A 19,266-nucleotide genomic window follows, 5' to 3' on the forward strand; every position below is an offset into this window, starting at 1 on the left:
CGCGGGGATCATAGGGACAGGTCATTCAGGAGCTCGGCGACGGCGGCGCGGCCGGCCGCGGGTGAGAACAGTGACTCCCAGCGGTGCCGCTGGGAGTGGGCCACCGCACCCAGATCGACCGCGCGCACGGCCCGCAGGCAATTCGCGAGTGCGGCAGCGTCCCGCTGCGGAACAACGAAGGGGTGAGCGCTGCCGACCACCTCGGGAACGGCCCCCGCGTCGGAAGCCACCACCGGAACGCCCGCGGCCATCGCCTCGGCCGTCACCAGGCCGAAGACCTCGGCCCACTGCGACGGCACGGCCAGCACGTCCACGGAGGTCAGGAACTCGCCGGTGTCCTGCCAGCCGAGCACCTGAACGTCCTCACCGGCTGCCTTCAGGGCGGTGGCGAGCCGCTCGGCCTCGTCCTCCGCCACGAACCGGCTCTCCCCCGCGATGCGGAACACGAAAGCACCCGGGTCGGTCCTCCGCAGCAGCGCGGCGGCCTCCAGCAGGGTGACGATGCCCTTGTCCACGGACAGCCGGCCGAGGAATCCCACGGTCACCGGATCATCGGCACCGCGGGCCGGACGTGTCTGCGGCGCCGTGGGGGCCGGAACCCAGTTGTGGAGTACGCGCGCCCCGCGGATCCGGTCCGCGGCGAACCGGGACGGCACGAGGACCGCGAGCGCGCCGGGGCGCGCCAGGGCGGAGAACACGCGCAGAAGCGGCTTCTCGGGCACCTGATGCAGGTGCACGATCCGGCGCGGCCGACCGGCGAGCTCCGTCGCCGGCAGCAGCCCGTTGCACCACGCGACGTCGTCCTTGCCTCGGCCACGGTCCCAGGCGCGGAGAGCGCGCAGGTACCCCAGGCGTCCGGGCCCACCCACGCGGACCACGTCGAAGCCGTCCGCGGCCAGGCGATCGGCGGTCTCGGCCGGGTGCGCCGGGGCCACGACGCCCACGTCCCGCCCGAGCTCGCGCAGGGCCGTGGCGAGGTGGTGCAGCATCACCTCGCCGCCGCCCACCTCACCCTGGTTCGCCAGGATCCAGATGCGACCGGTCATCCCGAGGACTTCCCCACCCGGCGCCCGAGCACCTCGAGGGTCGCCTCGGCGACCGCCCGGGCCATGGTCTCCACGTCACCCACGCGCACCTCGCCCGGGCCTTCGGCGGCGGCACGCACGACGGCGTCGGCGATGGCCGCCGGCGCGGTCTCGTGGACCAGGCGCTCGGGCGGCAGGATCTCCCCGTTGCCGCCCACGTCCCTGGCGACGGCGGGCAGGCCCGCGGCCGCGGCGTCGAGCAGGGTGTAGCTGAGATTCTCCCACGCCGAGAGCTGCACCAGCACGTCGTGCTCGGCCATGGTCCCCCACGGCTCCACGAAGCCGGGCAGGTCGACCGCATCCGCGACACCGAGCGCCTCGGCCTGGGCACGCAGCTGCCCCTCCAGGGGGCCAGCGCCGGCCAGCGTCACCCGCGTCCCGGGGTCGCGCTCACGCAGGGCGGGCAGTGCGGCGATCAGCCGGTCCAGGTTCTTCTCGGGGGCCAGCCGGGACAGGGAGAGGATCCGCAGCCCCTCCCCCGGTGCGCGCCGCTGCCCCGCGGCCGCGGCCCGCACCGCGGACACATCCACCCCGTTGCGCACCACGGTGAGGGGCGCCCCCGCACCCCACTTGCGCCGGAGCACGTCCGCGGTGGACTGCGCCACCGCGATCACGAGGTCCGTGCCGCGCAGCCGGGCGCGGTGCGCGGCGTTCTTCATCCGGGCCGCCGCGGCGCGGTTGTACAGCCCGTCGTCCGGGGCGATCCCGTGCTCGGTGCTGAGCAGCGCCGGCGCACCGGCCCGCCGCCGGGCCCGTCCCGGGCCGAACGCGGCGAAGGCCGCGAGGTCGGCGTAGGCCAGGTGCGTGTGGATCGCGGCCGGACGCAGGGGGCGCACCGCCGTCCGGAGCGTCCGCACCGAGGCGGCCAGGCCGGCGTCGGGCCCGACGTCCCCGGTGAACACCGCCGCACCCTGCTCGCGGAGGCGCTCGGCGAGCGGGCCCTCGGGGCACAGCACCGCCAGGCGCAGCCCGGGCAGGCCCACGCGCGCCACGTCCAGCACGTGCCGGGCCACGCCGCCCAGATTCGCGACCGGCACCACCCAGAGGGTCAGCGGGTCCACGCCCGTGCGCGCGGCCTCGCTCACAGCCACTGCTCCAACCGATCGAGCGCGATCCAGAAGCCCTCGCCGTTGTTGATGTGGCCCTGCCAGATCTCCGGGATGAAGCTCACCCCGGGGGCCAGGCGGTCCAGCTGCTCGCACAGCACGGGCCAGTCGACGTCGCCCTCCCCGATCTGCGGTCCCTCCCCGTCCACACCGGTGGCGTCCACGAGGTGCAGGTGGATGGTGTGCGGGGCCAGCTTCTCCACCATCTCCGAGAAGGGGATCCCCAGGAACGTGGCCGAGAGCTTGGAGTGGGAGATGTCCAGGCACAGGGGCACCCCCGTGGCCTCCACGAACGCCACGGTGTCGTCCGGGTCCATGAAGAGGTTGTGGTACTGCTGACCGCCCATCAGCCACGGGAACGGCGGCAGCGTCTGCGCGGCGATCCGGATGCCGGAGGTGTCCAGGCGCTGCACGGCCTCGGCGATGCGCTCGTACTTCGGCCGCCGCTCCTCCGGGCGGATGTGCCGGTCCAGGGTGAACCCGCCCATGGTGATGACCATGATGGGCTCCTCCTCGTTCGGGAACCAGCGCTTCAGGTCCCGGGTGATGTCGATCGTGCGCTGCACCTCGGCGATCGAGCGCTCCCACACGGCGTCGTCGTCGCTGGCCAGGTCCACGAGGAAGTCGCCGGAGAAGATGTCCGGCAGGTGGGTGGTGAAGCCCATCGGCATGGGCTCGGTGAACACCGAGTCGATGTCGATCTCGAGGTCCTTGTAGGAGAAGTGGAACTCGAGGAAGTCCGGGGTGCAGTCCTTCGTCAGCGCCTCGACGTCGTGGTAGCGCACCGGCAGGCCCCAGGGGCGCCGGAACTGGAACTGGCGCCCGGTGGGCACCGTGTCGGTGAGGTCGCCGGCGAAGAAGAAGTCGCCCTCGGCCATCTCGCGGTGCAGCGTGCGGCCGACCAGACGCGGCAGCTCGTTGGGCTGCAGGCCGCGGCCGGGGGACTTCACGGTCACGTCGTCGGCGGTGATCGTGGCGCCGGCCTGCAGCGGGCGGGCCGCCACCAGGGACTTGGCCAGGTTGATGCGGTTCATCGCCTCGCCGGTGGAGACCACGCGCTCGGTCCCGACGCCGATCGACTCCTCGATGGCCCGGGTCTGCCGCACCATCTGCGCGAACTCCTCCGGCAGCAGGGAGACCTTGTGGTCGTTGCCCTCGAGCCCGCGGTCCACGGTGAAGTGCTTCTCGATGATCGCGGCGCCCCGGGCCACCGCGGCCAGGGCCACGTGGAAGCCGCGCTCGTGGCCCGAATAGCCCACCGGCGTCTGCGCGATCTCCGCGAGCCGGTCCAGGTAGGCCAGGTTCACGTCCTTGTAGGGGGCGGGGTACGTGGACTGGGCGTGCAGCATCGCGAAGGGGACGCCGAAGGAGCGCACGAGGGCCACCGACTCGCGGATCTCCTCCTCCCGGGACATGCCTGTGGAGAGCACCATCGGCAGGCCGGAGGCGGCCGCGTCCCGCAGCAGACCGTGGTTCGTCAGGTCCGCCGAGGCGATCTTCACGCCGTCCACCGGGTACTCGCGCAGCACCCGCATGGACGGGGCGTCCCACGGGGTGCACATCAGGGCGACGCCGGCGTCCCGGACGTGGTCGAACACCCGCACCATGTCCTCGGCGGAGAGCGAGAACTTGGCCAGCTCGTCCAGGGTGCGCTGGGCCCCCAGGTCCTCGCCGGCGGTGGCCGCACCGGACTGCCGGTACAGGGCGTCCATGTCCCGCAGCTGGAACTTCACGGCGTCCGCGCCCGCCTCGACGGCCAGGTCCACGAGACGGCGGGCCAGGTCCACGTCGCCCTGGTGGTTGTTGCCGATCTCGGCGATCAGGAACGCCGGGTGGCCCTCCCCGATCCGGTGCCCGCCGATCCGCAGCTCCGCCTCCCGGTTGATCGCCAGGGCCGTCAGGCGGCCGCGCTCGTCCAGCAGCGGCAGGTGCAGCGCCCCGGCGGGCAGGGCCTCGCGCATCTCGGCCGGGGAGGCGCCCAGGGGCGCCGTCGCCGGGTCGCGATGGGCGACGTCGGCCGCGGCCACGTCCAGCGACGCCTCCGGATGTGCCACGAGCCAGCGGCGCACGTCCCCGTCCGTCAGGGAGCCGACGAGGAAGCCGTGGGAGTCCACCACGAACACGGTGCGCTCGCGGTTGTCGGTCATCTTCTGCAGGGCGACCAGGAGCGAGTCCTCGGGGAAGACGAGGTAGGGGGTGAGCCTGCGTTCGATGATCACTGCGCGCCTCCGGGGGTGCGGTTCGGTCCGGTGGTGGGGGTCTCGGCGGTGCGCGGGGCACCGAGCTCGGGGCGGTGCCGGAGCACCTTGTGGACCGCCAGGTACTGGTCCATCTGCTGCTCGGCGAGGGCGAAGTCCAGCTCGGTGTCGATGTCCACGCCCTCGAGGTCGTCGAGCTCCAGCAGGCCGATCCGGCCGCCGAGCCGGTTGTGCAGCCGGTCGTAGACCCAGGGGCGCGTCACGTAGAGGGACCCGTTCTCGCGGAACCGCAGGTCGGCGCGCGTCATGTCCTGCCGGCGCTTGCGCGCCGTGACGTCGAAGTCCGGGATCGGCTCCCCGTCGGGATCCTCGGCGTGGCGCCACAGGAACGGGGACACCGGGACGACGCCGACCAGCGAGTCCACCCCCGTGTCCCGGAACTGCCGCACGGCGCGGTCCAGGGTGCCGGGCAGGCGGAGCGGGCTGGTGGCCTGGAGCAGCATCACGCCCTCGGGTTCGACGCCGGCCGCGCGCTCGGCCGCGAGCACGTGCTCGATCACGGGCTCGGTGGGGGTCGAGTCCTGGGCCAGGTGGGCCGGGCGCAGGCCCGGGACGTCCGCGCCGTAGCGGAGGGCGACCTCGGCGATCTCGGCCGAGTCCGTGGAGACCACCACGTGCAGGTCCTCCTCCGCCTCGAGGGCGGCCTGGATGGTCCAGGCCACGAGCGGATGGCCGCCCAGGAGGCGGATGTTCTTGCCGGGCAGCCCCCGGGACCCGCCGCGCACGGGGATGACGCACAGGATGCTCACGCGGTCTCCTTCCAGACGTGTTCGGCGATCGCGGCCGCGGGGTCCGCGGTCGGCGAGGCCAGGGCCGGGGTGGGCTCCGGGGTGCGGCCGGGCCGCCACCGGGTCATGCCGTAGCGCTGCCAGAACCCCTCGAGCCAGGCGGGCGGCTCCGGGTGGACGGCCCACGCGGGCCTGCCGGCCTGCGCGGCCTCGAGGATCCCGGTGGAGAAGACGGCGGCCACGGGCCCGCGGGTGGCGACGAGGGGCGCCCCGGCGTCGTCGATCCGCACGCCGGCCCTGCGCCAGGCCGCGTGCTGGCCGCGGGAGAGACGGTCCCGCTCGGCCGGGTGGGGGCGGTAGGCGGCGCCGGTGGCCCGCACGTACTGTTCGGCGGCTGCGGCGAAGTCCCGGCGGGGCAGCTCGGCGCCGTGCAGCTGGCCGAGGAACACCCCGGGGCCGTCGTCTCCGGCGCCCGAGAGCGCGGGCGCGGTCCGGCGGGCCTGCTCGAGCAACGCCGAGCCCACCGGGACGGCCTCCACATCGGCGCGGCCCTGGGTCCACCAGTCCGCGTCCGCGCTCGTGAAGGCATACAGGGTGGCGTCCTGCGGGACGGGCGGCGTGGAGACGGCCAGCAGGCCGTGCTGGACGACGCCGACCCGCGCCCCCCGCTGCCGGGCCCAGCGCACGGCGGCGCGGCCCGAGGGCAGGTACTCCCCCGCCACCAGGACGCGGCGGAGCCCGGACAGGCGATCCCTCACGACGTCGGCGGTGGCGGCGTGCTCCCGGTGGCCCGCGGCCCCGGGCAGGGCGGGTGCGTCACCGGCGGGCAGCACCCAGCCGACCCCGGCGGCTGCCTCCGGCCGCACCGTGGCCAGGGCGGCCACGGGCGAGGCCAGCGCGGCCAGCTGCGTGGGGCCGAAGGACTCCAGGGCGACGAGGGTGTGCACGTCCCCCGCCGGCAGGAGCAGGCGCGGGACGTCGTCGCCGGTGAACCGGCGGCGTGTCAGGGCGCCGGCCACGCCGCGCACGGTCGAGCGCGCGGTGTCCGCGGCCCGCCGGGTCAGCGGCCACTGGGCGCGCTGCCACGCGTGCCAGCGCGGCAGGTCCTCGGAGCGCCAGAAGAGGGGCGCGTCGGTCATGCCCACCACCCCTGGGCCATGGCCGCCCGGTGCGCGAACGTGTGCTCCGCGTGCGACCGGCGGCGGCCGGCCTCCCGAATGCGCGCTCCCCAGGCGGGATCCGCGACGACCCGGCGGCCCAGCTCGATGAGGTGGTCCGCGTCCTCGAAGACGAGCACCTCCTCGTCCGGGACGTAGAACTCGGCCACGTCGGCCCGATCGACCAGCTGGAGACCGCCCATGCCGGGCACCTCGAAGGTCCGCATCGCGTGGCCGGCCTGCAGGCCGTGGATGTTGATGGCGCCCGCGGCGGCCGCCTGCACGGCGTACGCCTCCTCGAGGGGGATGTCCCGTTCGGCCGGCAGGTCCGGCCGGGTCAGCTCCCACGTGCGCAGGCGGTCCACCGGGTGGTGGCTCCACTGACGCCCGTAGGCGCGCACCGGCACCCCGGCCGCGGCCAGGCGCGAGAGCAGCTCCACGCGGTTCGGGTAGCGCGAGCCCACGAAGACCAGTTCGTCGCGCCGCGGCACCTCCGGCACCGCCATCGCCGGGTCGAAACCGTTGGGCATGTAGTGGGCGTCCACGCCCTCGCCGGCCAGCAGCTCGGCCTCGGAGCGGGCGTAGCTGAGCACCGGCCCGACGGAGCGCAGGAACTCCATCGAGTAGTCGTGCCGCGCGAGGTCGTCGTACAGCCAGAGCATGCGGGGCAGGCCCGCATCGAGGATCGCGGACCAGAAGTCCTCGCCCAGCGAGTCCCCCTTGATGACGAGCACGCGGTCCGGCCGGGCCTCGCGCAGCGCGGCCACGGCCCGCCCCGTGTCCCAGGCGACCCGCGCGGCCGTGCGGTCCACGCCCGCCTTCTGCGGCAGCTCGAGCAGCCCCTTGTTCCGCAGCTTCATGCCGAGCGTGGCGTAGGCGTCGTAGCAGTGCACCGTGACGTCGAAGCCCTGGGCCGCCCACGCCGCCGCGATGGAGCGGTGATAGCCGTGGAACGCCGGCGAGACGAGGAACAGCCGTTCCGGGGAGCGGCCGCGCCGCGCGTCGGGCGGCGCGGGCACGGTGTAGCCGGTGGCGCTCATCGGCGCCGCCCCTTCCAGACCAGCTCGTGCTCGTCCCGGAGCACGGCGCGGGCGTCCACGTCCACACCCCGGGCCTGCCGGAGCACGTTCACGGCGAAGTTCGCCCCCGTCGCCGCGGTGAGCGCGGCCTTGAGGACCCGGGGGTGACCGAACTTCCGGGCGTAGCGGTACCGGGAGTCCACCAGCCAGCCGCGCCGGCGCAGCGGGTCCGAGGAGCCGTGCAGCCCGTGCGGCACACGGACGGCCGGGACCACGATCGACGGCACGCCGCGCTCGCGCAGGCGGCGCTGCAGGTCGACCTCCTCGGAATTCATGAAGTACTCCTCGTCGAACCCGCCGACGGCGCGGACCTGCGCCATCGGCAGGAGCAGCACGGCGCCCATCACCCAGTCGACCGCCACGGGCGAGGCGGACCGGGCCGCCGCGACGTCGTGCCCCACGGCCTCGTGGAGCACGTCCAGGTGACGGAAGCGGGCCAGCGGAGTCAGCCACTCGACGGTCTGGTGCAGGACCGTCGGGAAGTGCCGCCCGGACCACTGCGGCGTGCCGTCCTCGTTGACGACCTGCGGGCTGACCACGGCCGGCTGATACGGAGCGGCCGCCGCCACCAGAGCGTCGATCTGCGCCCCCGTGATCTCGGCGTCCGAGTTGAGGACCAGGGCCAGCTCGGTGGTGACCGCGGCCAGGCCGGTGTTCACGTTCGCCCCGAAGCCGCCGTTGCGCTCGCGGCGCACCACGGTCAGACGCGGATCGTGCGCCTCGGGGTACGGGGTGGGCGAGGCGTCGTCCGAGACCACGACGGCGGCCAGCGCGTCTCCGGGATCGGTCAGCAGGCGGTCGACGAGGGCGAGGGTGGGGGCCGGATCGCCGTAGTGCGGGATCACCACGGTCACCGCCGCCGTGGGCGACTGGGCTGCCATGCGGGCTCCTCCCTCAGCTCGGATGGAGGGCGCACCCAGCGCCCGAGAACCTGTGTCGAGTATAGGGAGGCTCTGGCGAAGACCCGTGCCAGCCGGTGGGGCGGCGCCATGGCCGCCCGCACGGCTCTCAGTACACTGACCGGACAGCCACGGGATGGAAAGGGTGAGCCATGCCCGGCGCCCAGGGGGAGGACGAAGCCATGAGCGAGACCACCGCGTTGCGCATCGGCACCGGTCTCGATGCCGTGACGGTGAGCGGCCTCACAGGAGACGAGCGGGCGGAGGTCATCGCGTCCTGGACCCGGTGCGGTGTGGAGGTCGTGGAGCCGCCCGCCGACGCGGATGCGCACCGGGGCGCCGGCGCCGCGCGTCCGTGGCTCCAGTGGCACGAGGACCTGGTGTTCCTGACGACCTCACGGGCGATCGAATCCGCGCGCGGCACCCACCTGATGTTCCACGCGGCGTGCCTCGCCGCACCGGACACCGGGGCGGCGATCGTCCTGGTGGCGGCGTCCGGGACGGGCAAGACGACGGCCACGCGCCGGCTGGGACCCCATTTCGCCTATCTCACCGACGAGACGGCGATCATCGCCCCGGACGGCCTGGCCGTCACCCCGTACCCCAAGCCGCTGTCCGTGCTGGAGGCACGCGGAGTGCGGCCGAAGACCCAGCGCGGCCCGGACGACCTCGGTCTCGGCCCGACCCTTCCTGACGCCCGACTGGCCCGGATCACCGTGCTGGATCGCGTGCGGGATCCGGAGGGCTCGGTGTCGCCGCGGGCGGAGCCCATGGAGCTCGTGGCTGCGCTGGGGGCGCTCGTCCCCCAGACGTCCTCCCTCTCCTTGCTCCCCCGCGGCCTCGTGACGCTCTGCCGTGTCCTCGACGCGGTCGGCGGCGCCCAACGCCTGGTCTACGCCGAAGCGGAGGACCTGCGGGATGTCGTCGACGGCCTCCTGGCGGCCCCGCCCACGCCCGTCACCCCCGCCTGGGAGGCGCTCACCGATGAGGAGCTGCGGGCCTCGGTCGGTGCGGCGGTCCCGGGCGCGGTGTCCCGCTGCGCCGTCGACGACGGCATCCTGACCGACCACGGCCGCCTGGTCCTGCTCGCCTCGGACCGCCTGGTCGTGCTCGAAGGTCTGGGCCCGTCCGTCTGGCTCCTGCTGGACGAGCCGCGGACGGCCGCCGACGTGGTGGCCTGCCTCCGCACCGAAGGACCCGTGCCCGAGGACGCCGAGGCCCGGGTGCGGGAGGCGATGGACGCCCTGGTCACCGCGCAGCTGGCCACGACCGGCTGAGCCGGCACGGGCGTTCGCTCCCTATGGGGTCTTCCGCAGGCGCCAGAGGAGATCAAATTTCGTCGACTGTGCCTTACGGAGCGCCCGGTGGCGCCACTCCTTCAGGAATTCTCCCCCGCCGACGCGCGAGGCCTTGTCGCCATTCGTCGCGCGCCATCCCACGTGGCCGTCGTCCTGGATGGACGACTCCCCCTCCCAGCCAGCGAGATTCGGGCGCACGGCAAGGACATCGATGCCCAGTTCGTCCCGATAGAACCCGTGGTAGTCGGCCACCCACCAAGGCCGCCCACCGAACTCCTCGTCAAGTGACCGCACGATGCCACGTGCGGCTGCCCTGGTCACCAGATACAAGCCCGTGCCGGTCAACCCAGCACTCCAGCGGCCCATGGTTACAACGCCGCGACGAGAAGGGTGCGCAAATCGGCGCGCGAAGAGTGACAATTGGACGAAATGCTCAGACTTACTCCCTACGGATCGGTCGCGCCGTCCGGCGGGGCCGTGAGGGTCGGCTAGAACGACGAGCGACGTAGGGGGCACATGTCGTGCCAGCGGGGCAAGAATCGATTCGAAGCCATCGACGAACCGCGCGTCGTCTTCCGCGACGAGCAGCAGGTCACGCTCAGCTCCGACCTCCTCGGCAAAACTTCGCATGACCCCCATGTGGCTCAGGGTGCAGCCGATCTCACCGGGACGGGGATCACGCTGGAAAAAGTCCCGGAACCGCTCCACATCGAAGCGCTCTGTCACCGAACCCGAACGATTGTCGATGGCGTCGAACACCTCAAAGTCCTCGCCCCCCGGCTGGGCTCGGAACCCGGACAGGCGCGTGCTGTCCGGCAAGGCGATGACGACACGACGGATGATGCGGGACCTCGGAGAGCGCGGCTTGACTGCCACTGATCGCTCACCCCTTTCCCTTCTCCTGGCCGTTGCGTATGCGCCGACCCGACGCCGCCACCACGACGTATCTCAGTGCCCGCCCCAGTGCGTGGGCGGCCACACCGTCACGAAGACCTCGCCCACGATGTCCTCGCGGGTGACGAAGCGCGCGCAGTCCCCGGCCTGGTCGGCGGGGATGCCGCGGCACGCGATCACGGAGTCGGCCGAGTTCGAGCGGTGGTCGCCGAGCACGAGCATCGAGTCCTCCGGCACGGTGACCGGGCCGAAGCAGCGCGCGGACATCACCTCGGACTCGCAGTCCAGCTCGTCCCGGATGAACGGCAGATCGTTGTGGATGTACGGCTCGTCCACGGGCTCCCCGTCCACCGTCACGGCGCCCTCGGCGGTGCAGCACTCCACGGTCTGCCCCGCGGTGCCGACCACGCGCTTGACCAACGCCTGCTCGTGCGAGCGGCCGATGCCGGTGAGGTCGCCGAACGTGCGGACGGCGTTCTCCACGGCCCCCTCCGACGACGCCGGAGTGGCCCAGTCCTCGTTGGCCGTGAAGACCACCACGTCCTGGGAGTCGGCCATCCCGTCCGGGTAGGCGGTGCGGTTGACCAGCATGCGGTCCCCCACCTCGAGGGTGTTCTCCATCGAGCCGGACGGCACCGAGTACACCTTCACCCACAGGGCCTGCACCACGGCGACGACCGCGAGGGCCACCACCACGTTCAGCAGCAGGGAGGCCCAGAACGGCAGGCGCGGACGGTGAGGCTGCGGCGCGGCCACCGCGCCGCCGTCTTCCCCGTGGGCCGGCTCGACGCGCTCGGCCATGGTCAGGCGACGCCGTCGAAGAGGCTGGTGACCGAGCCGTCCTCGAAGACCTCGCGGATCGCGCGGGCGATCAGCGGGGCGATCGAGAGCACGGTGAGGGTCTCGAAGCGCTTCTCCTCCGGGATGGGCAGGGTGTTGGTCACCACGACCTCACGGGCGCCGCACTCGCCGAGACGCTGGGCGGCCGGGTCCGAGAACACCGCGTGCGTGGCGGCGATGATGACGTCCTTGGCGCCGGCGTCCTTGAGGATCTGCACGGCGCCGGCGATGGTGCCGCCGGTGTCGATCATGTCGTCGATCAGCACGCAGACGCGGCCCTCGACGTCCCCGACCACGGTCTTGGACTCGGCCTTGTTCGGAACGGTGAGGTCCCGGCTCTTGTGCACGAAGCCCAGCGGCACGCCGCCCAGGCGGTCCGCCCACTGCTCCGCCACGCGCACGCGACCGGTGTCCGGGGAGACGACCGTGACCTCCTCGCCCTCCACGCTGGAGCGGATGTGGTCCGCCAGCAGCGGGATGGCGAACAGGTGGTCCACCGGGCCGTCGAAGAAGCCCTGGATCTGGGCGGTGTGCAGGTCCACGCTCATCACGCGGGAGGCGCCGGCGGTCTTGTACAGGTCCGCCACGAGACGGGCCGAGATCGGCTCGCGGCCGCGGCCCTTCTTGTCCTGGCGGGCGTACGGGTAGAACGGCGAGACCACCGTGATGCGGCGGGCGGAGGCGCGCTTCATGGAGTCCACCATGATCAGCTGCTCCATGAGGTGGTTGTTCAGCGGCGCCGGGTGCGACTGGATGATGAACACGTCCTTGCCGCGCACCGACTCGCCCGAGCGCACGTAGATCTCGCCGTTGGCGAAGTCGTAGGCGCTCATGGGGAGCAGCTCGGTGCCCAGCTCCTCGGCGATCTCCTGCGCGAGCTCGGGGTGGGCGCGGCCCGTGGCCAGCACCAGTCGCTTGTCCTCGCTGCGGCTCAGCTCCGTCATGACGTCCTCATCATCCTTCGTGGTTGCACGTTCCATGCCCGGCGGCGGCGCGCGGCCGACGTCCAGCGGGCCGCCTGAGGGGCCCGGTCCTCGCACCCATCCTAGGGCGCGCGGGGTCAGCCCTGAGCGCCGGAGCCCTCGGCGCCGGCGGCCCGCGCGATCCTTGTGATCAACGACTCCAGCCAATCCGCCGCGTCGGACACGCGCGGCTGCAGGAGCCTGGCCTGTCCCTCCGCACCCACTCGTGTCTCCTCCAGCGCATCCAGGTACCCCTGCTCGAGAGTCCGGACGTGAGCGACCGGAGGCGGCCACTCATGCGGTGTGTGTCCTGCCGCAGTCCGGCCGGGTGACCGAAACATGAAAGTACGGCTGACGAGATCTGCGAGCAACGGGATGTCGACACCACCCTCGGCCTCCGCCCCATGCCAGAGCAACTGGATGTCCACGAGATCGTGGCCTCGCGTCTGATGTGGATCCGTGACGGCATGGATCTTCTGTGCGAGCTGCTGCTCGACAGCCATCACGGCCACAGACCGCGGTGTTCCACATCCCAACGCGGTGACCGCCTCCGCGACCTGGGGTGCCACGACCTCGACTGGCTGCGCCAGCGTGCTGCCCTCGAATTCGTCGCGCCCGATCTCGATCGGGACCGACACCCAACTTGTCCTCGCGGAGAGAAAATGCAGGGTCACCTTCGCTCGTGACAGGACGTAGGGATCGGGCACTCCGAGAGGCTCCGCAGGATCGTCCTCATGCACCGTGCCGAAGAAGGCCACCCGGGTCGCAGCCGGGTCGGCCTTGAGTTCTCTCTTGCTCCCGGGCGCGGCCCCCCATCCCCGGTCGACGAACCCGGTCAAGTCCTTCAGCGCCTGCTGGGGATCGCGAGCCAGTAGATCGAGATCCCGGGTCGCCCGCGTCCCGGTGGCTCCATGTCGGAGTCGAACGCCATTTCCACCCTTGACTACGACGCCTTCCGGCAACATCTGCGCCACGATCACTGCTCCCAGCAACCGGCGCGCCCGGTCCACCGGAACGCCCATCGCGTCAGCGATCGCCTCCAGTCGACGGTTGAGTTGGCCTTCGCTCCTGGGCGCACCTCGAGCTCCCAGATCGCCCAGGCCCACGACCACGTCATCGACCGCCACGATGTCCACCGTTCTGCCGCGCCTCCAGGTCCTTCTTCAAGCTCCTCGCCTCGCCCACCGTGAGCAGCCCGCGCGCGCGGGCCTCCTCGATCGCAGCGGCGACGCGCTCGAGAGGGATGCGGTCGAGTGCCTCACGAAGGGCTTGGTTGATCGTGAGGCCTCGCACGCCGCCGTGAAAGGTGAGGTCCTCGTCGCCCGGCGGGGGACGGCGTCGTGTCACTCGTACATGCGCGCGCGGCGAGCCGCGGTACCGCCTCGTCACGCCCACCCGTACGACGGAGGGATCGACCAGGGCGAGGTCGTACAGTGACAGCACTGCGTCCCAGTCCAGGAATGCATCTTCACCGCCCGTGGCCACGGCCTCCGCCGCGTCCGTGAACCGGTCGCGGGGAACCTGGCGATGGAGGTACACCCCGTGGGCCAGCCTCCGCAGAACGCCGCGCTGGGCGAGCTTGCGGACCTCGACGGCGGGCACGCCCGCCTCCTCCGCTTCCGTAGTGGTGATGACCCCGTGGTTCCCCGCAGCCACGTCCCACAGATCGTCACGATACGTCACGGGATCACCACCTCATCTCTGGTGTCACAACCGTACCGGAATCGGTACGGTTGTGACACGCCGACCTCTTGTCGGGCGCGCGGGGTCAGCCCTGAGCGCCGGAGCCCTCCGCGCCGGCGGCCCGCGCGGCCTCGGCCGAGGAGGTGCCCGGGCGCTTGGCCGGCACCCAGCCCTCGAGGGTGCGCTGGCTCACGGCGTTCAGCGCCAGGGCCCCGGCGGGCACGTCCTCGCGGACCACGGCGCCCGCGCCGGTGTAGGCGCCGTCGCCCACCGAGACCGGGGCCGTGAACACCGTGTTCGAGCCGGTGCGCACGTGCGCGCCGATCACGGTGCGGTGCTTGGCGACGCCGTCGTAGTTGGCGGTGATGTTGCCGCAGCCGATGTTGGTGTACTCGCCGATCTCGGCGTCCCCGGCGTAGCCCAGGTGGGAGAGCTTGGCACCGCGGCCCACGGTCACGTTCTTGGTCTCGTAGAACGCGCCGATCTTGCCGTCCTCCCCCAGCACCGTGCCCGGGCGCAGGTAGGTGAACGGGCCGACGGTCGCGCCCGCGCCGATCACGGCCTCCGTGGCGTCGGTGCGCTTCACCACGGCACCCTCCCCCACCTGCGTGTCCGTGAGGGTGGAGTCCGGGCCGACGACGGCGCCCGTGGCCACCGACGTCGCCCCGTGCAGCTGGGTGCCGGGCTTGAGCGTGATGTCCGAGGCCAGGGAGACGGTGACGTCCACCCACGTGGAGGACGGGTCGACGACCGTGACACCCTCCTTCATCCAGCCGCGCAGCACGCGGTCGTTGAGCTGGCGGCCCAGGTCGGAGAGCTGCCGACGGTCGTTGGCGCCCTCGACCTCCCACACGTCGTCCGTGCCCACCGAGGCGACGCGGCCGCCCTCGGCGCGGGCCATGCCGAGCACGTCCGTGAGGTACTTCTCACCCTGCACGTTGTCCGTGGAGATCTCCGGCAGGGTGCGGCGCAGCAGGGCGGCGTCGAAGGCGTAGATGCCGGAGTTGACCTCGCGGATCGCCACGAAGGAGTCATCCCCCGTGGACTCGGCGTGGGCGAGGGCGTCCTTGTGCTCCATGATCCGCTCCACGAGGCCCTCGGCGTCGCGGACGATGCGGCCGTAGCCCGTGGCGTCCTCGAGGGTGGCGGTGAGCACGGTGACGGCGTTGCCGTCCGCCTCGTGGTCCGCGACGAGGCGGACGAGGGTCTCCGGGGTCAGCAGCGGGACGTCACCGTAGGTCACCACGACGGTGCCCTCGAGGTCCGCGGGCAGGGCGGCCAGGCCCAGCTCGACGGCGCGGCCGGTGCCCGGCACGTCGTCCTGGTCGGCGATCGCCAGCGCGTCGATGCCCAGCTGAGCCGCCACCGTCTCGATGTGCTCGGCCACGCGGGCCCGCTCGTGCCGGACCACGGCCACGAGGTGCTCCGGCGCGAGCGACCAGGCCGCCGCGAGCGCGTGGCCCACGAGGGAGCGCCCCCCGATCGCATGCATGATCTTCGGCGTCGTCGACTTCATGCGGGTGCCCTGGCCCGCGGCCAGGACGATCACGGCGGAGGGACGGGCGGACGGCTGGGACATGGGGGCTCCTGCACCGGTGGGGGTCAGCGGACGGGGGTTCCGCCCCTAGGATTCGAACCTAGACTGCACGGCTCCAAAGGCCGGCGTGCTGCCATTACACCAGGGCGGAGCGCCGGACCCCAGGGGGCGGCGACGACGGCCCATTCTTCCACACAGGTCGCGCGGATCCGGGGTCAATAGGCGCCGTCGGCGGCGATCACGGCCTTGACGGTCCGCCCCAGGATCACGAGGTCGCCCAGGATGGACCAGTTCTCCACGTAGTAGAGGTCCAGGCGGACCGCCTCCTCCCACGGGAGGTCGGACCGGCCGGAGACCTGCCACAGCCCCGTGATGCCGGGCTGCACCAGGAAGCGGCGGTGCACGTACTGCTCGTAGGCCTCGACCTCGTGCGGCAGGTGGGGCCGCGGGCCCACGAGGGACATGTCCCCCCGCAGCACGTTCACGAGCTGGGGCAGCTCGTCGATGCTGGTGCGGCGGATGAGCTTGCCGACCCGGGTGATGCGCGGGTCGTCCTTCATCTTGAACAGCACGTCCGCATCCCCGCCGTCCGAGACGAGCCGCTGCCGGATCTCCTCGGCATCCACCACCATGGAACGGAACTTGAGCATGGTGAACGGCCTGCCGCCGAGACCGATGCGCTCCTGCCGGAACAGCACCGGCCCGCCGTCCGTGGCCTTGACCGCGATCGCGACGGCGATCAGCAGCGGCGAGATGGCGATCAGGCCCAGACCCGACGCGACGACGTCGAACGCCCGCTTGGCGAACGCCTTGCCCTCGGAGAGGCGCGGGGTGGAGAGGTGGATGAGCGGCAGACCCGCGAGGGGCTGCGTGTGGAGGCGGGGTCCGGCGACGTCCACGAGGGCGGGTGCCATGATCAGGGAGACGCCGCCCTCCTGCAGCTCCCAGCCCAGTCGGCGGACGTCCCCGGGGACGAACGAGTGGCCCGAGGTGATCACCACGGCTTCGACGTCGCGCACCTCCACGAGGGCGACCACGTCCTCCACGGTGTCCAGGTCCGTGGAGACCGGTATCGGGAGGTAGTCCTCCTGCCGGGCCTTGTATCCGGGGAGAGCCGCCGCCACGGGGGCATAGCCGGCGCCGGCCTCGGAGTCGAGGGTCTGGAAGATGTGCCGGACCGCCTTCGGGCCGCCGACGAGCAGGAGCCGCCGCCGGAACCTGCCGTGGTGGCGCTGCCGCGCCACCCACCCGCGCACGAGGAACCGGCCCAGCAGGAGCAGGAGCACGCCCAGCGGCAGAGCCAGACCCACGTAGCCGCGCGCCACTTCGAGACCTGCCGCATAGGCGAGGATCGCGACGGTGCCGAAGAGGTAGAGGGTGCCCTGCAGGACCCGCTTGTACTCCTCGCTGCCCACCCCCAGGATCCGGATGTCCCGCGAGCCCTGGATGGTCAGCGCGAGCACCCAGGCCGCGCTCAGCGCGAGGCTGATGACGCTGTAATCGATGACTTCGGCGCCGGGGAGGGTCGTGCGCCGCGGTCCGCCGAAGCGGAGCTGGGCCGACACGAAGGTGGCGAGCAGGACCGCGACCACGTCCACGATGAGGACGAGCAGCGGAAGGCCCCGCTCCCAGGGCCGGCCCAGGACACGGCCGCGGGCGGTCGAGCCCATGCGGAGCGCGGTCGACTCATCACCGGGACTCCCGATCACGCTCTGCTCCTCCGTCCTGACGCGGGGGATGGTCCACGTCGTGGGGGTCGGGCATGGTGCTGTGCCCCGGCCCTCGATTGTAGGCCGGAAACAGCCTTGCGCTGTGCCACCTGCCACACGCTCCTGTGCGCGCCCGCCGGTCAGTCCCCTTCGGCGAGTTCAGCGGCCTGCAGCCACTCCTCCTCCAGGACGTCCAGCTGTGCGTCGAGGTCCTTCAGGTCGGCGGAGGCCGCGGTGAGGGCGTCGAAGTCCTGCGCCTGCCCCAGCTCGGCCATCCGCGCCTCGAGGCCGGACCTGCGGTCCCGCAGCCGGGTCATCTGCTTCTCGAGCCGGGCCATCTCCTTGCGGGCCAGCCGACGCTCCGCCTCGGTGGGCCCGGTGTCCTCCTCCGGCCCGCCCATGCCCGCGCACGTCCCGACGACGTCGTTGCGGCCTCGGGCCGCGCCGGCTCCCCGGGCCGGGCCGCCGGCGTCGTCCATCGCGGCGCGCAGCTCGAGGTACTGGTCCACCCCGCCGGGCAGGCCGCGGACCTTGCCGTCCCCGAGCAGGGCGACCTGGTGGTCGGTGACGCGCTCGAGCAGGTAACGGTCATGGGAGACCACCACCAGGGTCCCCGGCCATCCGTCCAGCACGTCCTCGACGGCGGCCAGGGTGTCCGTGTCCAGGTCGTTGGTCGGCTCGTCGAGCATGAGGACGTTGGGCTCGCCCACGAGCAGGCGCAGCAGCTGCAGGCGCCGGCGCTCGCCACCCGAGAGCTCGGAGACCTGAGTCCACTGCCGGGAGGTGCCGAAGCCGAGCATCTCGAGCAGCTGGCCGGAGGACATCTCGCGGTCACCGACCTGGAAGGACGAGCCTTCGCGGGCCATGACTTCGGCGACGCGCAGGTGGGCGACGTCGTCGAGCTCCTTCACGTCCTGGGTGAGGGTGGCCGAGACCACCGTCTTGCCGCGCTTCAGCCGCCCCGAGTCCGGAGCGATGCGGCCGTCGAGCAGGCGCAGCAGGGTCGACTTGCCCGCACCGTTGACGCCGACCACGCCGAGCCGCTCGCCGGGCGCCAGGCGCAGGGTGACGTCGTCGAGGATCGGCTTCTCCCCCAGCGTCAGGCTCACGTGCTCGAGGTCGAGGACGTCCTTGCCGAGCCGGGCCGTGGCCATCTTCGCCAGGGAGACCGAGTCGCGCGGGGCGGGGACGTCCTCGATGATGGCGTTGGCCGCCTCGATGCGGAACTTGGGCTTGGACGTGCGCGCCGGGGCGCCACGGCGCAGCCAGGCGAGCTCCTTCTTCACGAGCTGCTGACGCTTCTGCTCCGTCACCGCCGCTTGCCGGGAGCGCTCCGCGCGCGCGAGCACCCACGCGGCGTAGCCGCCGTCGAACGGGTCCACCGTGGCGTCGTGCACCTCCCACGTGCGCGTGCAGACCTCGTCGAGGAACCACCGGTCGTGGGTGACCACCACGAGGCCGCCGTCGGTGGGGCGCCAGCGCTGCTTCAGGTGGCGTGCGAGCCACGCGACGCCCTCCACGTCCAGGTGGTTGGTGGGCTCGTCGAGGAAGAGGACGTCGTCGTCCCCGGCGAGCAGACGGGCCAGGGCCACGCGACGGCGCTGGCCGCCGGAGAGGCCCCGCACGGACTGCTCCAGGTCGAAGCCGTCGAGCAGACCGCCCAGGACATCCCGGACCTTGGGGTCCGAGGCCCACACGTGGTCGTCCACGTCCCCGACCACGGCCTGACGCACGGTGTGCTCCGGGTCGAGCCGGTCCTGCTGGTCCAGCACGCCCACGCGGACGCCGCCGCGGCGGGTGACGCGGCCCGTGTCGGGTTCCTGGAGGCCGGCGAGGATGCGCAGGAGCGTGGACTTGCCGTCGCCGTTGCGGCCCACGAGTCCGATCCGGTCCCCCTCATCCACGCCGAGGGAGAGGCCCTCGAGGACGGTGCGGGTGCCGAAGGCGATGCCGATGTTCTCGACGCCGAGCAGGTGGGCCATGGAGGAGGTGGTCCTTTCCGGACGGAGGAGGGGTGGTCGGGTGCGGCGG

General features: G+C 72.6%; 16 protein-coding genes and 1 tRNA gene. 1 reads left to right on the forward strand and 16 read right to left on the reverse strand.

The annotated features are described in order from the left end of the window. Window positions 1-8: 8 nt before the first annotated feature. The 7 genes from J1M38_RS03435 to J1M38_RS03465 are packed head-to-tail and all read right to left on the reverse strand — an operon-like array spanning window position 9 to window position 8,294. Complete coding sequence (locus J1M38_RS03435; protein ID WP_206481450.1) at window positions 9-1,046, reverse strand: glycosyltransferase family 4 protein; 1,038 nt, start codon at window positions 1,044-1,046, stop codon at window positions 9-11. After that, window positions 1,043-2,170 (reverse strand): glycosyltransferase family 4 protein, encoded by a 1,128-nt coding sequence (locus J1M38_RS03440; RefSeq protein ID WP_206481449.1) that lies wholly within the window; start codon window positions 2,168-2,170, stop codon window positions 1,043-1,045. The genes J1M38_RS03435 and J1M38_RS03440 overlap by 4 nt, the downstream gene beginning before the upstream one ends. Further along, a complete protein-coding gene (locus J1M38_RS03445) occupies window positions 2,167-4,410 on the reverse strand; it encodes an N-acetylneuraminate synthase family protein (RefSeq protein WP_206481448.1) in 2,244 nt (747 codons plus the stop codon). Before J1M38_RS03445 ends, J1M38_RS03440 begins: the two co-directional genes overlap by 4 nt. After that, a complete protein-coding gene (locus tag J1M38_RS03450; protein WP_206481447.1) occupies window positions 4,407-5,198 on the reverse strand; it encodes an acylneuraminate cytidylyltransferase family protein in 792 nt (263 codons plus the stop codon). The genes J1M38_RS03445 and J1M38_RS03450 overlap by 4 nt, the downstream gene beginning before the upstream one ends. Further along, a complete protein-coding gene (locus J1M38_RS03455) occupies window positions 5,195-6,316 on the reverse strand; it encodes an RNA-binding protein (protein WP_206481446.1) in 1,122 nt (373 codons plus the stop codon). Before J1M38_RS03455 ends, J1M38_RS03450 begins: the two co-directional genes overlap by 4 nt. Beyond that, window positions 6,313-7,374, reverse strand: a complete 1,062-nt coding sequence (locus J1M38_RS03460; RefSeq protein WP_206481445.1) for a glycosyltransferase — start codon at window positions 7,372-7,374, stop codon at window positions 6,313-6,315. Before J1M38_RS03460 ends, J1M38_RS03455 begins: the two co-directional genes overlap by 4 nt. Next, window positions 7,371-8,294 (reverse strand): glycosyltransferase family 2 protein, encoded by a 924-nt coding sequence (locus J1M38_RS03465; RefSeq protein WP_206481444.1) that lies wholly within the window; start codon window positions 8,292-8,294, stop codon window positions 7,371-7,373. Before J1M38_RS03465 ends, J1M38_RS03460 begins: the two co-directional genes overlap by 4 nt. A gap of 200 nt (window positions 8,295-8,494) precedes the next feature. On the opposite strand from J1M38_RS03465, the gene J1M38_RS03470 reads away from it, so the two are divergent. Next, window positions 8,495-9,589: a PqqD family peptide modification chaperone gene (locus J1M38_RS03470; protein WP_206481443.1), complete on the forward strand. Its 1,095-nt coding sequence runs from the start codon at window positions 8,495-8,497 to the stop codon at window positions 9,587-9,589. A gap of 21 nt (window positions 9,590-9,610) precedes the next feature. Here the strand turns inward: J1M38_RS03470 and J1M38_RS03475 are convergent, their stop codons facing one another. The 9 genes from J1M38_RS03475 to J1M38_RS03515 all read right to left on the reverse strand — a co-directional run bounded on the left by J1M38_RS03475 (window position 9,611) and on the right by J1M38_RS03515 (window position 19,217). Beyond that, a complete protein-coding gene (locus J1M38_RS03475) occupies window positions 9,611-10,486 on the reverse strand; it encodes a glycosyltransferase family 25 protein (protein WP_206481442.1) in 876 nt (291 codons plus the stop codon). 72 nt (window positions 10,487-10,558) lie between these two features. Continuing rightward, entirely contained in the window at window positions 10,559-11,305 is a 747-nt protein-coding gene (gene lepB / locus J1M38_RS03480; RefSeq protein ID WP_206481441.1) for a signal peptidase I, read from the reverse strand. 2 nt (window positions 11,306-11,307) lie between these two features. After that, on the reverse strand, window positions 11,308-12,288 hold the full coding sequence (locus tag J1M38_RS03485; RefSeq protein ID WP_020627447.1) for a ribose-phosphate diphosphokinase: 981 nt from the start codon (window positions 12,286-12,288) through the stop codon (window positions 11,308-11,310). A gap of 116 nt (window positions 12,289-12,404) precedes the next feature. Continuing rightward, a complete protein-coding gene (locus tag J1M38_RS03490) occupies window positions 12,405-13,433 on the reverse strand; it encodes a nucleotidyl transferase AbiEii/AbiGii toxin family protein (RefSeq protein WP_225348330.1) in 1,029 nt (342 codons plus the stop codon). Further along, complete coding sequence (locus J1M38_RS03495; protein WP_020627445.1) at window positions 13,420-13,989, reverse strand: type IV toxin-antitoxin system AbiEi family antitoxin domain-containing protein; 570 nt, start codon at window positions 13,987-13,989, stop codon at window positions 13,420-13,422. Before J1M38_RS03495 ends, J1M38_RS03490 begins: the two co-directional genes overlap by 14 nt. A gap of 85 nt (window positions 13,990-14,074) precedes the next feature. Further along, complete coding sequence (gene glmU, locus J1M38_RS03500) at window positions 14,075-15,568, reverse strand: bifunctional UDP-N-acetylglucosamine diphosphorylase/glucosamine-1-phosphate N-acetyltransferase GlmU (RefSeq protein ID WP_206481440.1); 1,494 nt, start codon at window positions 15,566-15,568, stop codon at window positions 14,075-14,077. 37 nt (window positions 15,569-15,605) lie between these two features. Beyond that, a tRNA-Gln gene (locus J1M38_RS03505) sits at window positions 15,606-15,677 on the reverse strand. Between the two features lie 64 nt (window positions 15,678-15,741). Then, window positions 15,742-17,235 carry a sugar transferase gene (locus J1M38_RS03510; protein ID WP_342356199.1) on the reverse strand — a complete coding sequence of 498 codons (1,494 nt, stop codon included), beginning with the start codon at window positions 17,233-17,235 and terminating at the stop codon, window positions 15,742-15,744. A gap of 140 nt (window positions 17,236-17,375) precedes the next feature. After that, window positions 17,376-19,217, reverse strand: coding sequence for an ABC-F family ATP-binding cassette domain-containing protein (locus tag J1M38_RS03515; protein ID WP_206481439.1), 1,842 nt, complete (start codon window positions 19,215-19,217; stop codon window positions 17,376-17,378). Between the last annotated feature and the right edge of the window lie 49 nt (window positions 19,218-19,266).

The organism is Micrococcus sp. KRD070 (assembly GCF_017168435.1).
GTDB classification, from domain to species: domain Bacteria; phylum Actinomycetota; class Actinomycetes; order Actinomycetales; family Micrococcaceae; genus Micrococcus; species Micrococcus luteus.

Excerpts from the sequence above, each read along its gene's own strand:
- J1M38_RS03435 (WP_206481450.1), bottom strand. The coding sequence starts at position 1,046 with ATGACCGGTCGCATCTGGATCCTGGCGAACCAGGGTGAGGTGGGCGGC.
- J1M38_RS03455 (WP_206481446.1), bottom strand. The coding sequence starts at position 6,316 with ATGACCGACGCGCCCCTCTTCTGGCGCTCCGAGGACCTGCCGCGCTGG.
- J1M38_RS03460 (WP_206481445.1), bottom strand. The coding sequence starts at position 7,374 with ATGAGCGCCACCGGCTACACCGTGCCCGCGCCGCCCGACGCGCGGCGC.
- J1M38_RS03465 (WP_206481444.1), bottom strand. The coding sequence starts at position 8,294 with ATGGCAGCCCAGTCGCCCACGGCGGCGGTGACCGTGGTGATCCCGCAC.
- J1M38_RS03470 (WP_206481443.1), top strand. The coding sequence starts at position 8,495 with ATGAGCGAGACCACCGCGTTGCGCATCGGCACCGGTCTCGATGCCGTG.
- lepB (WP_206481441.1), bottom strand. The coding sequence starts at position 11,305 with ATGGCCGAGCGCGTCGAGCCGGCCCACGGGGAAGACGGCGGCGCGGTG.
- J1M38_RS03485 (WP_020627447.1), bottom strand. The coding sequence starts at position 12,288 with ATGACGGAGCTGAGCCGCAGCGAGGACAAGCGACTGGTGCTGGCCACG.
- glmU (WP_206481440.1), bottom strand. The coding sequence starts at position 15,568 with ATGTCCCAGCCGTCCGCCCGTCCCTCCGCCGTGATCGTCCTGGCCGCG.
- J1M38_RS03515 (WP_206481439.1), bottom strand. The coding sequence starts at position 19,217 with ATGGCCCACCTGCTCGGCGTCGAGAACATCGGCATCGCCTTCGGCACC.